The sequence below is a fragment of the Halovivax ruber XH-70 genome, from assembly GCF_000328525.1.
In the GTDB taxonomy this organism is placed as follows: Archaea; Halobacteriota; Halobacteria; order Halobacteriales; family Natrialbaceae; genus Halovivax; species Halovivax ruber.
The window spans coordinates 1223031-1238189 of sequence record NC_019964.1; the positions used below are offsets into that span (position 1 = coordinate 1223031).

The 15159-nt window shown below is 62.5% G+C and carries 11 protein-coding genes and 1 tRNA gene; 8 read left to right on the forward strand and 4 right to left on the reverse strand.

Annotated elements, in window-relative coordinates:
* Window position 1: 1 nt before the first annotated feature.
* Entirely contained in the window at window positions 2–1225 is a 1224-nt protein-coding gene (gene sufD / locus HALRU_RS05725) for a Fe-S cluster assembly protein SufD (RefSeq protein WP_015300454.1), read from the forward strand.
* A 152-nt stretch (window positions 1226–1377) separates the two neighbouring features.
* A complete protein-coding gene (locus tag HALRU_RS05730) occupies window positions 1378–2385 on the forward strand; it encodes a hypothetical protein (RefSeq protein WP_015300455.1) in 1008 nt (335 codons plus the stop codon).
* A gap of 30 nt (window positions 2386–2415) precedes the next feature.
* Here HALRU_RS05730 and HALRU_RS05735 read toward each other — a convergent pair whose 3' ends face one another.
* Window positions 2416–3162, reverse strand: coding sequence for a universal stress protein (locus tag HALRU_RS05735; protein WP_015300456.1), 747 nt, complete (start codon window positions 3160–3162; stop codon window positions 2416–2418).
* A gap of 35 nt (window positions 3163–3197) precedes the next feature.
* Window positions 3198–4622, reverse strand: coding sequence for an APC family permease (locus HALRU_RS05740; RefSeq protein ID WP_015300457.1), 1425 nt, complete (start codon window positions 4620–4622; stop codon window positions 3198–3200).
* Between the two features lie 158 nt (window positions 4623–4780).
* Between HALRU_RS05740 and HALRU_RS05745 the strand changes: the two genes are divergently transcribed.
* The 4 genes from HALRU_RS05745 to HALRU_RS05760 all read left to right on the forward strand — a co-directional run bounded on the left by HALRU_RS05745 (window position 4781) and on the right by HALRU_RS05760 (window position 8829).
* Entirely contained in the window at window positions 4781–5275 is a 495-nt protein-coding gene (locus tag HALRU_RS05745) for a hypothetical protein (protein WP_015300458.1), read from the forward strand.
* Between the two features lie 46 nt (window positions 5276–5321).
* Window positions 5322–5744, forward strand: coding sequence for a metal-dependent transcriptional regulator (locus HALRU_RS05750; RefSeq protein WP_015300459.1), 423 nt, complete (start codon window positions 5322–5324; stop codon window positions 5742–5744).
* 754 nt (window positions 5745–6498) lie between these two features.
* Window positions 6499–6571 (forward strand) — tRNA-Gln (locus HALRU_RS05755).
* Window positions 6572–6978: 407 nt separating this feature from the next.
* Window positions 6979–8829 carry a multicopper oxidase family protein gene (locus HALRU_RS05760; RefSeq protein WP_015300460.1) on the forward strand — a complete coding sequence of 617 codons (1851 nt, stop codon included), beginning with the start codon at window positions 6979–6981 and terminating at the stop codon, window positions 8827–8829.
* A gap of 229 nt (window positions 8830–9058) precedes the next feature.
* Here HALRU_RS05760 and HALRU_RS05765 read toward each other — a convergent pair whose 3' ends face one another.
* Window positions 9059–11455 carry a methyl-accepting chemotaxis protein gene (locus HALRU_RS05765; protein ID WP_015300461.1) on the reverse strand — a complete coding sequence of 799 codons (2397 nt, stop codon included), beginning with the start codon at window positions 11453–11455 and terminating at the stop codon, window positions 9059–9061.
* Window positions 11456–11762: 307 nt separating this feature from the next.
* Window positions 11763–12677, reverse strand: coding sequence for a ZIP family metal transporter (locus HALRU_RS05770; protein ID WP_015300462.1), 915 nt, complete (start codon window positions 12675–12677; stop codon window positions 11763–11765).
* Window positions 12678–12915: 238 nt separating this feature from the next.
* Between HALRU_RS05770 and HALRU_RS05775 the strand changes: the two genes are divergently transcribed.
* Window positions 12916–14082 (forward strand): M24 family metallopeptidase, encoded by a 1167-nt coding sequence (locus tag HALRU_RS05775; protein WP_015300463.1) that lies wholly within the window; start codon window positions 12916–12918, stop codon window positions 14080–14082.
* Window positions 14083–14189: 107 nt separating this feature from the next.
* Window positions 14190–15122: a GTP cyclohydrolase MptA gene (gene mptA, locus HALRU_RS05780; RefSeq protein WP_015300464.1), complete on the forward strand. Its 933-nt coding sequence runs from the start codon at window positions 14190–14192 to the stop codon at window positions 15120–15122.
* Window positions 15123–15159: the final 37 nt, after the last annotated feature.

Consider the following 15159-nt stretch of genomic DNA (forward strand, 5'->3'; position numbering starts at 1 on the left):
CATGAGCACGCAGGTACACGCAACGATCTCGGAGGAGACGGTTCGGGAGATCAGCGACGCAAACGACGAGCCCGAGTGGCTCACGGAGACGCGTCTCGACGCGCTCACGAGCCTCTCGGAACTCGACATGCCGCCGGTCATCCGCACGCCCGGCCGCGACTGGACGAACCTCGACGCGCTCGACTTCGACTCCCTCGTCGACCCGCTGAACGCCGCCGAGGAGAAAGACCTCGTCGGGGAGGGTGACGTCGTCGTGACGACACTCGCCGAAGCCGCTGGTAACGACGAGTACGCGGACGTCGTCCGCGAGCACTTCGGGAGCGTCATCGACCCGCAGGAGAACTACCTCACTGCGCTCTCGACCGCGCTGTTCACGTCGGGCACGTTCGTCTACGTCCCCGAGGGCGTCGACGCCGAGGACGTCACGATCCGGACCGAGATGAACTCCCGGTCGCTGTTCAATTACACGCTCGTCGTCGCCGAGGATTCCTCGTCGGCGACGATTCTGGAGCGACAGTTTACCGGTGAGGACGCCGCTGCGAGCGAGGACCGCTACTACAGCGCCGTCGTCGAGGTCGTCGCCAACGAGAACAGTCACGTTCAGTACGGCTGGCTGCAGAATCTCGACGAGGACACGTACAACTACTCGCTCAAACGCGGCTCGGCCGACACGTACGCCACGATCAACTGGATCGAGGGCAACCTCGGCTCGCGCCTGACGAAGTCCGCCGTCGAGACGACTCTCGACGGCAGCGGCGCCGAGAGCCAGATCGTCGGCGCGTTCTTCGGTCACGAGGAACAGCACTTCGACGTCAACGCCCGCGTCTGGCACAAGAACGAGCACACGACGGCCGACCTCGTCACGCGCGGTGTCCTCGACGACGAGGCCCGCTCGGTCTACGAGGGTGTCCAGGACGTCGGCACCGAGGCCTGGGACACGAGTTCCTACCAGCGCGAAAACACGCTGATGCTCTCGGACGACTCCGAGGCCGACGCGAGCCCGAAGCTGATCATCAACAACCACGACACCGAGGCCAGCCACTCCGCGACCGTCGGCCAGGTCGACGCCGAGGAGCTGCTGTACATGACCTCGCGTGGCATCCCGGAGGACGAGGCCACCGACATGCTCGTCGAGGGCTTCTTCGTCCCGGTCTTCGAGGAGATCGAGATCGACGAGTTCCGTGACGACCTCGAAGCGCTCGTCCAAGCACGACTCGACGAGTAACGTTCGATCCGATCGCCGGACGGCTTTCCGTTGGCTCGCTCGTTTTTCCGAATCCATCGTCGAACAGGTCACCGAACTGGACTACACAGATCGCATATCGTTACGACCCGTCTGACGGGTATTTTAATAGGGACCGGACCAAGTGGCGAACGATGCAGACACTCTCGGTCGAACTCGACGAGGAGACCCTCCAGGCGCTCGAAGTGGAGCGCTCACTCATCGGCTTCGAGAGTCGCGACGCGTACGTTCGCTGGATCATCGCCCACCGCGCGGCGATCGAACACGAGACCGAGATGGGAGATGTCCTGGACGCCTACAGCGACCGGATCGCGAACCTGGAGTCACGGCTCGAATCGATCGAGTCGGGGACGTCGAGTTCCGAGGGGGCGGCGACCGCCGAGTCGGGATCGGCTGGATCCCCCGAGACGACCCAACGCCGGCCAGCGTCGTCCGACGGTGGGTGGACCGAGACAGCAACCGATGACACGACCGCGACGGTCAGCCCCGACGAACCGGAGACGGGAGACACCGCAACGGAAACGGCGGGAGCCGAACCGGGGACGCAGGCCACCGTCTCCCGTCCCGACGAATCAGGCCAGATCGATTCTGGCAATCGGTCTGACGAGTCGGAATCGAGTGGCACGACGACCTCGTCCGACGCGGCTATCGATTCGATGAACCTCCGGCCGGAACGGGTCGAGCGTATTCGGGACGACGAACTCTCGGACGACGCGGGCGTACTCGGATCGGTCGAGGTCGACCGCCTCGACGAACTCTCTCGACGGGCGGTCGCGAAGACCCGAAAGCAACTGGATCGTGACGTCGAAACCGGACTGGAGTACGATTCTGCGACTTCGCTCGCGGAGACGAGCGACGACGTGCGACCCGGCGAGGACATCACTGGCCTGACGTCGATCGACGTTCCCGGTCGATCGCACGACCTCGTCGAGCAACGCCAGGAGTTGATCGGTGTCGCCCTCGCCCACCTGCGTGACGCCGGTGCGGCGAAGAAGGGTGACTTCGTCGATTCGTTGTACGACGAGTACCCCGCGGGCTACGGCTCCCCGGGTGGCTGGTGGCGATGTCTCAAGAAGGGGCTCAAGCAGGTCGAGTGCGTGTCGGGCGGTGACGGCAGTCGTATCTGGCGGCTCGACGATTGAACTCGTCGAGTCGGTCGGTCCCCGTTCGACTTACTCGATGGCGTCGTGTGACCGCTGGACGACCAGGACCGGCCCCAGAAAGCGTTCGGCCACCTGTTTCGACGGCATGCCGAAGACGAACGTCACGACCGACGGGTCACTCTCCCCCATCACGACGGCGTCGTACTCCTCTGCGACCGTCGCGATTCGGTCGACGCCGCCGTCCGCCTCGTCGACCAACTGTTCGATCGAGTCCAGCGCGACGCCACGGTCGACCAGCCGATCGGCGATGCCGTCGAGGAACGTTTCGGCGTCCTCGATCGTCTCGGTCGATTCAAGTCCGTGATAGAGTGTCACCGTGACGCCGGTACCGGCGAAGAGGCCGGCGACCAGTCTCCCGATACGATCCACGCCGACGGTTCCGCGAACGGCGACGAGAACGTCCTCGGGCGGTTCGCACGCGTTCGGCACCAGGACGGCGTGACAATCGTGTTCGGCGAGGATTCGATTCAGGGTCTGCTGTTCCGAGTGGGTGAACACGAGTCGTCGTTCGACGGTTGCGCCGACATCCGTGAGCGTTTTCTCGAACTCCCGGAGCTTTCGCTGGGCGCGATCTTCGAACTGCAGTCGGGCCTGCTCCGGCGGCGTCTGGTCGGGGAGCACGTGATATCCCAGCAGGATCACGTGGGCGTTCTCGAGCAGTTCTCCCACGCCGTCGGGCAGGGTCTCTCCTTCGAGTACCTCGAGCGGGACGAGGACGGACGGTCTGTCGTCGGTTACATTCGGTGTGTCGGTCATCGGTCGTCAGTGGCTCCTTCGGTGGTGTTTCACGGTCAAAACGCCCCTCGCAGGTCGATGTCCGCGGCGTAGTATCGGTACCAGCTGTAGGCGACGATCATGATCGCGGTTCCGACCGCGATCGATTCCGGTTGCATGAATCCGATCAGTACGAAGCTCGCGACCGCCCCAGCGATGGGGACCACCGGATACCCCGGTGTGACGAACGAGGGATCGTACCACGCCGGTGATCGTCGGCGCAGCGCGACCAGCGCGACGCACATCAGCCCGTACATGACGAGGTGGAGAAACGAGGCGACCTCGGCGAGCAGTCTGACCTGCCCGGTCGCCGTGAGCACGAGGATCGGCCCGCCGGCCAGTGCCAGCGCGACGTGGGGCGTTCCGTACTTCAAGTTGATGGTGCCAGCCCGTCGGGGGAGCAACGCGTCGCGGCTCAGCGCGAAGACGGTGCGTGAGGAACTAAGAATCGACGCGTTCGCGCTCGAAAACGTCGCCAGCAACCCGCCGACGAGGATCAGGACCGCACCCGGCAGCCCGGCGAGTTCCCGTGCGACCTCGACGACGGCTGTTTCACCCGCTGCCTCGAGTGTCTCGGTGGTGACGACGCTGGTCGCGACGAATATCGTCAGGACGTAGAAGAGCCCGACCAGGAGCACCGAGCCGACCATCGCTCGCGACAGGTTTCGACTCGGTTCTTTGATCTCGCCGGCGACGGTCGCGACCTGGGCGAATCCGAGGTACGACGTAAAGACCAGCGCGGCCGTGCTCAGCACCGGAGCGTATCCCCGGGCGAAGAACGTCTCCGGTGGGCTTTGCTGGCCGACGACACCGACCGCGTCGAGCGAACCCAGGGTCAGAAACCCCGTCAGGATCACCAGTAGGACGATCACGACTGCGTTCTGGATCTTGGCCGTGTTTTCCGTGCCGGTAACACTGATCGCCGTCAGCCCGATGCCGAACAGCAATCCAATCACGCCGGGGTCGACGCCCAGCCCGAGCCCGAGCTCCGCCAGCACGGCCGCGACGTACTCGCCCAATCCGACGAGGTAGAACGCGGAGGCGAAGACGAGCCCGAGCCAGAGTCCGAGGCCGACGATAGCCCCAAACCCCGTATCCAGACATCGGGAGATGAAGAAGTACCCGCCGCCGGATCGGGGCATCGCCGTCGCCAGTTCCGACGTCGGGAGCGCGACGAGCATGGCGATGGCGGCGCCGATCCCGAACGACAGCGCCGCAGCGGGCCCGGCTTCCGCCACGGCGAGCCCCGGAAAGACGAAGATCCCGGCGCCGATCATGGTGCCGATACCGATCGCCAGGCCGCCGGTCAGGCCGATCGTCCGCTCTAATTGCGTCCCCTCGTCGTGGACGGTGACCTCTGCCTTGGTATCAGCGTCCTCTCGGACCGGTTGCTCGCCGGCGACGTTCGTCGACGGGGCCGAGTCGTCTGGGCCATCCGCCATACGGGTCCCATTGATAGACAGGGTGAAATGTGTACCGCCGCCGGTGTGTGTGTGTGTGTGTGTGTGTTGGTTACGGTTACCCTCGTCCAGCTGTCGATCGAGCCCTGCGGAAGCCGTGGACGGGGGAAGTTAAGTAGACCGCACACTGAGCCACGTGCATGAGTCTGGGACAGCGCGTCGCGACCGATCACCAGCTCGCCCGGCTCCTTCAGATCGGGGTCGTGCTGGAGGAGGTCGTCGAGTCGCGCGCCGCCCACCACCTGGAGAGTCTCCCGGAGGCAGAACGGGAGGCGATCGACCCCGACGTCGAGGCGCTGCTCGACGAGGCCGCCGACGAATCCGCCGAGCACCGCGATCGGCTGGCGGCGCTGGTCGACGAACTCGAGGCCGAGACGGTTCCCTACGAGGAGATCAACGCGCTCGTCGACGCGCGCTACGGCCCGCCTGAGGGGACCGACGGCGTGCTCTACGACCAGTTGTGTAACGAGGAGACGGCATACAAGTTCTACGACGATCTCATCGGTGCCATCGAATCTTCCGACGCCGAGTACGCGATCGACCGCGAGGAGGTTCTCGAAACCTTACGCGCCATTCGTGAGGAAGAACGCGAGGGGGTCGAAGACGTGACCGAGATCATGGAGCGACGAGCATGACAGGACCGACACCACGTTCGCAGACGGCACGGACGGAGGGGAAGCGATGAACACGGCCGACCAGTATCTGAAGGCGGTCTACCTCGCCCAGCGGATGGAAGACGGGCCCGCCGCGACGGGGACGCTCGCGGATATGCTGGACGTCAGCCCCGCCAGCGTCAACGAGATGGTCGGCAAACTGGAGGAGCGCGGCCTGCTCGAACACGAGAAGTACAAGGGTGCGACGCTGACCGACGAGGGGATCGAGCGCGCCCACGACGCACTGACGACCTACTGCATCATCGAGCGCTTCCTCACGAACGTCCTCGAAGTCGAGGAGTTCCGCGACGAGGCCCGCGCCCTGGAGGCCGTCATCGACGATACGGTCGCCGAGCGCCTGGACACCATCATCGATCGCCCGGCGGAGTGCCCGGAGTGTTTCGACCCCGAAGCCGACTGCTGTTCCTATCTCGAACCGAGTCTGGACTAAGGCGGTTAGTCGCACGGACGGTCCGGTTGCAGTGTACCCTTTTATCGGAACTTCCCGGGTCACGGAAACCGATCGCGGGTCGCTCCCGCGGTCGGCGGCCGACACGGCTGGAAGTGTTCGCACACGAGATCCGGTCTGGCCGTGCCATGCCACCCCGATCGGCATCGCGTCGCGCTCCGGCTGGCCGCCCTCGACGGTCGACACCCAGCGGTGACGGATTCCCCAATCCAACGGTCGACGGTGATTGCCCCGCCGAGAACGGCGTCGAAACGCGAGGCTACCGAGAGCGAGCGCGTGAGGGCTCGTGCGAGAGGTTTATATCTCGCGGGGGATATCGAATCATGGCTTCGGCCTTCGCGGGTTGGAAGCCACCGTCTCGGGTGTTATGGCACCTGGGACATTTTTAAGCGGGAACGAAGTTCCCGCGATGCTCGAAAGAGTCTGAGACTCTTTCGTTGTCGCGCACGTCCCCCAGCGGCAATCGATGGAGACGACAGTTTCCGGATTGGGATACGCCGGATAGTGACTCATATCCAACTGTAGTGGGGCGGATTTTGCATGGTTGGGTGTGTTAGCGCTACCTTCTAGGATAGAAGCGAGAGGACGGGATATGAATCGGATTTTCGATCGTGATCTGCCTTCATCGTAGATGATCGCTTCGGTGGCTGAAGACGATCGTTGCTGCAGGCCGAAAATTCCCGGCCGAAAAGTAACACTATTAGTCCGTCGGAGGATATCCAAGTGATGCGTACGGAGTCCCGTGGTGTAGTGGCCAATCATAGCGGCCTTTGGAGCCGCTGACGGCGGTTCGAATCCGCCCGGGACTACTAAAAATTATTACATATCTCTGACGGGCGAGCGAGTGGGTTCTATCGCCCGTTTATATATCCTTCACAACGGCTTCGTGAACTGCGGGTCCGTCGAACGAGATTCGGTTGGTTCTAGTGCCTGTTCGATACGAGTTCGGAGGAAGCGACGCCATCATTGTACAGCGACATATCAAGGTATATTTTCTAACATATGACCGCTGACGACAGTCAAATTATCGAGAATATCTGCTCTATCGCCTCGGAGACGCCTTTCGGGAGATGATTAGTTCAACCCTGACCTATCCAGAAGACTTAATTATAATTATTACCGAATTGACTGTGATGCTGTCACACAGCGGTCGCTCGATGATGAGTACAGGAGGAATACCAGGTGCACATCGGTCCGAACTGGGAGGGGGGCGGTGATGTTGGACCTTTCGAGACGCCGATTGCTGAAGGCCGGTGCCGCACTCGGATTGGTCGGGTCAGTTCCCGCTAGTTCGACTGCGATGGAAGGGGACGACGAGGGGCCGTCGTACTTCACCTCGCCCGACGTCGTTCACGAGAACAAGTACGTCCAGCCGCTTCCGATTCCGGACGAGCGCGAGCCCGACGGGACCCGCAAGGGCAAGGAGTATCACGAACTCGAGATGCTGGAGGCCGAACATAGCTTCCACCCTGACCTCCCTGACACGACGATCTGGGGCTTCGACGGGCAGTTCCCCGGCCCCATCATCGCTGGACGGCGCAACGACAAACTCGCGATCGACTTCGACAACAGCAACCTGCCTGACGAGCACCTGTTCACGGTCGACGAGAACGTGGAGGGAACGACCACGGAGAACTACCACGGCTACGACGGCTCCGTCCCCGAGGTGCGCAATTCGACGCACGTCCACGGGCTCAACATCGATCCGGAAAACGACGGACAGGCCGATATGTGGAAATCGCCGGGCGGTGTGACGGGCCCGCGATTCTCGAACGACGTCCAGCAGCTTCCGAACCGCCAGCCTCGGCTCACGTCCATGTACCACGACCACACCCGGGGGCTCACGCGGCTCAACAACTACGCCGGACTGGTCGGTCCGTACTACATCCGGAGCAACAAGGAGGACAAACTCGACCTCCCCGAGGGCGACTACGACATCCCGCTGGTTCTGGCGGACCGCTCGTTCACCGAAGACGGCGAGCTCCACTACCCGAAGATGTTCATGGCGAACGTCGCCGGCGACGTCGCGACGGTCAACGGTGCCGCGTTCCCGTCCCTCGAAGTCGAGCCGCGCCGGTACCGGTTCCGCCTCGTCAACGTCTCGAACGGTCGGACCTACGATCTCGGGCTGGACAACGACGATCCACACGGCCACGGCGCGCCGGCGCTCCACCAGATCTCGTCCGGCCACGGCTTCTTAGAGGAGGTCGTCGAGATCGGCCACCACGGCGACATGGACTCGCTGGTCGTGGCGCCGTTCGAGCGCGCCGAGATCATCGTGGACTTCTCCGAGTACGCCGGCGAGACGTTCACCGTGACCAACGACGCCACGTTCCCCTACGAGGGACCGATGGACCACGGCGGTGGCGGTCACGATGACGGTGGTCACGGCGGCATGAGCAGCATGGACATGGACGATGGCATGGACCACGGTGGCGATCAGCCGCCGCTTCCGGAGATCATGCAGATCCAGGTGGCCGACGAGGTGACGGAGACCGATACGAGCACACCACCGACCCAACTCGACCTTCCGAGCCCGAAACGGGTGAACCCGAACGCAGCGAAGAAGACGCGGCAGGTAACCATGCAGATGGGGATGGACGACGAGGGCCTGATGATCCACACGCTCAACAACAAGCGGTGGAGCGACCCGATCGAGTTCACGCCCCAGCTCGGGTCGACGGAGATCTGGGAGCTGAAGAACGACGACGACCACACGCACCCGATCCACCTACACCTCGTCGCGTTCGACGTCATCGAACGCGAATGGCACAACACCGACGAGGGACCGCGCCCGCCGCTGCCAAACGAACGCGGCGGCAAGGACGTCGTCAAGGTAAACCCCGGCGAGACCGTCCGCATCGCCGTCGAGTTCAAGAACTTCGCCGGCAAGTACCCGTTCCACTGTCACATCTTAGAACACGAGGAACACGACATGATGCGGATGTTCGAGGTCGTCAAGGGAAATAGCGGCGATAACGGCCACGGTTCCGGTTCCGACGGAGAAGGGAAGCAGGGCCGAGGTCACGGTCGTGGTAATGGACGAGGTCACGGCCGACTCCGGTAACTTCGTACGTCGCTTCGTCACCGGTTCGACCGTCTAGACGAAACCTCGTCTGACTATCGATCACGTCAGCTCGATCGAAAAACCGTCTGTATCGGGAAATTCGATCTGTAATCAGCTGTGCCGACGTATCGTTCTCTCTCTCTCTCTGCGCTCGATCCGATTCAACCTCAGAATCGACCGGTTTGAACGTACTGAAAAGGATGCGAACCGATCGCCGTCGGTCGATGAGTTACCGTTCCCGGTCGTTCACGTCGGCGGTCCGCGGTTCTTCATCTTCGTCGTCAGACTCGGACGACGTCTCGCCGTGTTCGGCGAACGAAAATTCGTCCGCATCGTCCGATTTCGATCCCTGGTCGGCATGGTGTCCGGTCTCGAATTCGTCGAGCTTCGACGAGAGTTCGGCGGCCTGTTGTGAGAGGTCGCTCGCGGAACGGGAGACCTCCGTGATCGCCGTCGTCTGTTCTTCGGCTGCCGCAGCGACGGTTTCGGCCTCCGTCGTCGTCTCTTCGGAGATCGTCGCTGCCTGATCGACCATGGAGACGACTTCCTGTGTCGTCGCTGCTTGCTGTTCGGTAGCCGCGGAAATCTCCTGGATTCCATCGCTCGTTTCACTCGCGTACTCGGCGATTTCTTCCAGCGCATCGACAGTATCCTCGACCGCCTGGCGGTGACGGGCAATTCGCTCACTGGTCTGCCTGACCTCCCCTGCCGCGTAATTGGTTTCCTCTTCGATCTCCTCGATTCGTTCCTCGATGTCTCTGGCCGCTTTTTGCGTGTCCTCTGAGAGTTCCTTGACCTGATCGGCGACCGCCGAGAATCCATCGTTGGATTGCGTCGCTCGACTGGCCTCGATGTTGGCGTTCAGGGCCAACATGTTCGTCTGTTCGGCGACTTCGGTGATGAATTCGACCAGTTCGTCGATCTGGGCGACCTCCTCCTCGAGGGATTCGATCGCGTCGACGGCCCCTTCAGATTCGGTCTCGATCTCGTTCATTCCGTCGATAGCGCTGCGTGCGACGTCACGACCCTCGTTGCCGGTTTTTGCGGTCCGCTCGGCGAGATCGGCGACGGTGTGGGACGACGAAGCGATCTCTTCGGTCGTCGTCGAGAGCTCGTTCATCTCTCCGTTGACGGCCTGCAGACTCTCGTTCTGGCGTTCCGCGCCGTCGGAGATCTCCTGGACCGACTCCGTGACCTGGGTGCTCGCCGTGTGAACTTCCTCCGTGCTCGCGGTCACTTCCTCACTCGCCGCCGCGACCTCGTCAGCGAACTGGGAGACCCGTTCGACGGTCTCTTCGAGGTTAGAGAGCATCTGATTGAACTCGAGTGCGATTTCTGTCATCGCATCGTTCTGGCTCTCGGGATCCATTCGCCGACTGAGATCGCCCTCTCCACACGCTCGCATCACACTCGAATACTCGTCGGCTTTCGCCTCGAGATGGGTGTTGATGCGATCGGTTCGGCTGCGTTCTTCCTCTGCTTCCTGGCGTGCCTCCTCCGCTTCCTGGATTTGACCGCGTAGCGAGGCGCGCATACTGTCGAACGCGTTGTACAGTTGACCGATCTCGTCGGGCCGGTTCGACGATAGTTCCGCTTCGAGGTTTCCAGCTTCGAGTTCCGATGCCCGATCGGCCAGCCGCGTGATCGGACGGGACGTGTTTCGCACGATTACGACTCCGACAGCACCGAGACTGAGCATCGAGAGTACTACAAGCGCCAGCACGGATCGGGTGATGTCGTCTTGCAGTGCGAACGCCGTGTCGACCGGCGTGTGAGTCATGATAACCCAGTCGGTCCCGGGAATCGGCGCGTAGCCCATTGCCATCTCGGCGTGGTCTCCGTGCGCCATCTCCATTTCGGTGTATCCCGATTTGCCGTCGATTCCGCGTTTGACGGCCTCCGATTCGGCTACATACTCGTTTTCGGGCCCCATGTTCTGCGTGTTGATGTCCATCGCGTGGTGACTCATCACGACCGTCCCGCGGGAATCGACGATGTGCGTGAAGGACTCGTCGGTGGCGGTCGGTCGTTCGAGCTGTTGAACCTGCGATTCGAGATCGACGATCACGACGATCGCCCGATCGGGATTTTCCGGGACCTGACTGACGAAGGCGACCGCGTTTGTCTCCGTCGTCGGATCGAGATACGGATGTGTTACCCGTGTCTGATCTGGGGTTTCGAGGGCGAGTCCCTCGAGTGCCCATTCGATGTCGGCGTCTCGGTAATTCACGCCGTCCGCGCTCGCTTCCGTACTGGTAAGGACCTCTTGTTCGCCCGTATCGTAGTAGTGAATACCCGCGATGGATGCGGAGCTATCTTGTTGTTCGCTTCTCAGATAGTCAGCTATCTCTGCGCTATCGCCGCCAGCGACTTGACCTGATGCCGAGAGATATTGCGTTTTTTCTCGCGTACGGTCTACCCATTCACTGATGGTATTCGCCTGCAGCGTCGTCGATTGCGTCATCTCCTGCTCGGTACTGTCCTGGAGTGAAGATTCCGTCTGGAGGTAGATGGCTCCCCCGACCGCTGCAACGAGCAGCAGGACGAGCAAAAACAGCAACGAAAGTTTTCGCAAAAAGCTACTCCGGAGTGCTCTGATCGGTGATGCTGAAAGGCGCTTACTCATGTTTAGTAGGCAGAAACGTTAGTGGGTCAAATAATTACTGCTTTGATGACAACTCATCGTGATCTGTAGGCGCGACCCCCGACGCAGAGGGTATTTTATCCATCTTCTATATGACTAGATTGTTACTATTACGGTCGGTTCCGACCGATCCAATACGGGATCGTCGAGGTCCATTCGGCGTCGTTAAGAGATGTGTTCGAGTTCCGCTGTGGATCGGTTAGCCGCTTCTTCCGGTACTCCCCAGTCATCGACGATCGCTCGAGCAGCATTTCGAAGTCCTGGCGATCGACGCAAATAGACTGATCGATCAGATCACCATCAGCGGCAACATCGCGAGCGTGCCAATCCCGAACCCGGCGGCGAGTTCCTTGTATCCGTTGCCCGGCAGCTCCTCACCGGTTTCGAGCGCTTCGGGGATGAACTCTGTCGCGACGAGGTAGACCATCGCGCCGGCGGCGAAGCCGAAGCCGAAGGGGAGGAAGTCCCGAGCCCAGGAGACGAACCCGTAGGCGATGACCGCGCCGATGGGTTGGGGGAGGCTGGAAAAGACTGCGGCGCCGACCATCCGCCACTTCGAGAGGCCCATCGCGCGCATCGGGATCGCGATGGCGGTTCCCTCCGGGATGTTGTGGATCGAGATCGCGACGGTCATGAAGACGGCGAGTAGGGGAATCGAGAAGCCGAGGACGGAGAGCCCGCCGTCGAACCCGAGTTCGGCGAACGAGACCCCGACGGCGACACCCTCGGGGAAGCTGTGGATCGTGAGAATGCCGAGGATGAGCAAGAGCGTCTTGGGGTTGCCCTCGGCGATGGCCTTCGCTTCGACGGCGTGGTCGTCGTGGCCGTGGCCAGCACCGTCGGTCTGGATGTCTTCCGTCTCCGGAACGTCGGCGTCGTGCTCGTGATCGTGTGAGCTCCCGGTGCCGTCGTCGATGTCGACCCAGTTGAGTACCAGATCACCGATTTCGACGAGGGCGACGCCGGCCAGCAGCCCGAGGATGAGCATCGTCGGGATGCCACTCGAGGCGTAGGCGAGCCCCTCGTCCGCGAGCCCGAAGACGGAGACCGTGACCATGATCCCCGACGCGGTTCCCCACAGGCCGACGTTCCATCGATCGCTGAAATCCTCGACGAAGAAGAACGGAATCGCACCGAGCCCTGTCGCGAGCGCGGTGATGAGGCCGGCGACGAAGACGAGGACGAGGTTCTCGATCGCTACCATGCCCGTCTCTATGGACAGCTGTGCAAAAACACTTTCCAATTCGGAAACCAGATTTTGGCAATCCTAAAACGTAGTCGGGGGTTTGGCGGTAGCGTGTCCACTGGTGGGAAGGAACGAGGAGGGTATCTACCCGTGCGCGAGTCCCACGTGCGTTCTGTGGCCGACCCGAGTCTATCGAGGTGCGTTCCGACCGGCACGGTGAGCAAACGCCTTGAAGGCCCCGTTCGAAGCGTGACCAATGACCGCGTCCCAGCCGACGTTCGACTACGAAGCACGAACGCGAGCGTGCCAGGAGGCGCTCGCAGACCGCGCCATCGAGTGTGTCGTCCTCTCTCCGGGGCCGAACATGACCTATCTCTCCGGGTTCGTCGACGAACCGATGGAACGCCATCTCCTACTGTTCGTCCCGCAGTCCGGCGAGCCGATCTTCCTCGCACCGACGATGTACGACGAACAGCTTCAGGCGGACTCGTGGGTTTCACGGCGTCGGCTCTGGGACGACGGTGACGATCCGACGGACGCGCTGGCCGAGATCGTCGCCGACCTCGATCTCGCTGGCGGGCGTGTCCTCGTCGACGATCGAATGTGGGCGCTCTTCACGCAGGACCTCCGCGACGCCATGCCTGACGCCACGTTCGGCCTCGCGAGCGAGGTTCTGACCGAGCTCCGTCTGACCAAGAGCGAGGCGGAACTCGAAGTGATGGCACGAGCGGCCACTGTCGCGGACGACGTGAGCGTCGAAATTCGCGAACTCGGCTCGTCGGCGGTGGGGATGACCGAGGCCGAACTGGCTCGGGAGATCGAGACGCGACTCGCCGATCACGGTGGCGACGGTCCCTCGTTCGAGACCATCGTCGGTGCCGGGCCGAACGGAGCGAAGCCCCACCACCGGCATGGCGATCGAGCGATCCGAGCCGGCGACCCGGTCGTCCTCGATTTCGGAACGCGCGTCGACGGCTATCCGAGCGACCAGACGCGAACGGTCGTCTTCGGTGAGGACGATTCGACGGCAACGGGGGACAGCACTGGGCCGGAGACGGTCCCCGACGAATTCAGCCGAGTCTTCGAGACCGTCCGCGAGGCCCAGGAAACGGCTGTCGCCGCTGTCGAACCCGGGATCCCAGCGGAAGCCGTCGACCGGGCCGCCAGAGACGTCATCGAGGCGGCCGGCTACGGCGAGCAGTTCGTCCACCGAACGGGTCACGGCGTCGGCCTCGAAGTTCACGAACCACCGTACATCGTCGCCGGGAACGAGCGCACGCTCGAACCGGGCATGGTCTTCAGCATCGAGCCGGGTATTTACGTACAGGATTCGTTCGGCGTTCGGATCGAGGATCTCGTCGTGGTCACCGAGGACGGCTGCCGGCGTCTGAACGACTCGCCGCACGGATACACGGTGCGCTAACTCACCCGCCTGTCATCGGCTCTGTTCGTCGCTGGACAGCGTTCGTTCCGCGTTCGACGTTGCTCGTTCCGAAAGGCCTAATCGCGCATCGTCCCTGGGTACACCTAATGAGCCAGCAACTGCCGGACGTCCAGGCGAGTGCTCCCGACGTGACTGTCGGCTTGAGTCAGGTGGGCGTCACCGGCGTGGAGAAACTCGTCAAGATCGCACGACCCGGCAAGCGACCGATCGTGTTGATGGCCGAATTCGAAGTCTTCGTCGACCTACCGTCCTGGCGAAAGGGCGCCGACATGAGCCGGAACATGGAGGTCGTCGACGAAATTTTAGAGGAGGCGACCCGCGAGGAGGCCTACCGCGCAGAAGAGGTCTGTGGGGACGCTGCCGAACGGCTCCTCGAGAAACACGACTACACCTCGCGCGCCGAGGTTTCCATGGAAGCTGCGTTCATGAAACGCGAGCAAACCCCCGAGAGCGACCGTGAAACCCAACACACGGTCGATATCATTGCCGCCGCCACGGCGACGGACGAGGGGACCCGCGAGGAGATCGGCGCTCGCGTCGACGGCATGACCGTCTGTCCGTGTTCGCAGGGCATGTCCGAGGCCCGCGCGCGAACTGCCATGGAGGACCTCGGTGTCGACGACGAGACGATCGACGCGTTCCTCGAGGAGGTCCCACAGCCGGGTCACTCACAGCGCGGGCACGCGACGCTCACGGTGGAAGCAGACGGCGATCCGCAGGTCGATCTCGACGACGTCATCGACATCGCTCGCGACGCCATGAGTGCGCGTATCTACAATCTGGCGAAACGCCCGGACGAAGACCACATGACCTACGAGTCCCACGCCGACGCCAAGTTCGTCGAGGACTGCGTCCGCTCGATGGCCGAGGGCGTCGTCGACGAGTTCCACCACCTTCCGGACGACGCCGTCGTCACGATGAAACAGTCGAACGACGAGTCGATTCACCAGCACAACGCTCACGCCGAACGCGTCGTCGACGTCGGCACGCTTCGCTCCGAGGTTCGGACTGACCAGTAATCGTTACGATCGGTTTTGGGTCCTTGCTCTTCTCTCT

Coding starts and splice junctions, on each gene's coding strand:
- HALRU_RS05750 (WP_015300459.1), top strand. CDS start 5,322: ATGAACACGGCCGACCAGTATCTGAAGGCGGTCTACCTCGCCCAGCGG.
- HALRU_RS05770 (WP_015300462.1), bottom strand. CDS start 12,677: ATGGTAGCGATCGAGAACCTCGTCCTCGTCTTCGTCGCCGGCCTCATC.
- HALRU_RS05765 (WP_015300461.1), bottom strand. CDS start 11,455: ATGAGTAAGCGCCTTTCAGCATCACCGATCAGAGCACTCCGGAGTAGC.
- mptA (WP_015300464.1), top strand. CDS start 14,190: ATGAGCCAGCAACTGCCGGACGTCCAGGCGAGTGCTCCCGACGTGACT.
- HALRU_RS05760 (WP_015300460.1), top strand. CDS start 6,979: ATGTTGGACCTTTCGAGACGCCGATTGCTGAAGGCCGGTGCCGCACTC.
- HALRU_RS05735 (WP_015300456.1), bottom strand. CDS start 3,162: ATGACCGACACACCGAATGTAACCGACGACAGACCGTCCGTCCTCGTC.
- HALRU_RS05775 (WP_015300463.1), top strand. CDS start 12,916: ATGACCGCGTCCCAGCCGACGTTCGACTACGAAGCACGAACGCGAGCG.
- sufD (WP_015300454.1), top strand. CDS start 2: ATGAGCACGCAGGTACACGCAACGATCTCGGAGGAGACGGTTCGGGAG.
- HALRU_RS05745 (WP_015300458.1), top strand. CDS start 4,781: ATGAGTCTGGGACAGCGCGTCGCGACCGATCACCAGCTCGCCCGGCTC.
- HALRU_RS05730 (WP_015300455.1), top strand. CDS start 1,378: ATGCAGACACTCTCGGTCGAACTCGACGAGGAGACCCTCCAGGCGCTC.
- HALRU_RS05740 (WP_015300457.1), bottom strand. CDS start 4,622: ATGGCGGATGGCCCAGACGACTCGGCCCCGTCGACGAACGTCGCCGGC.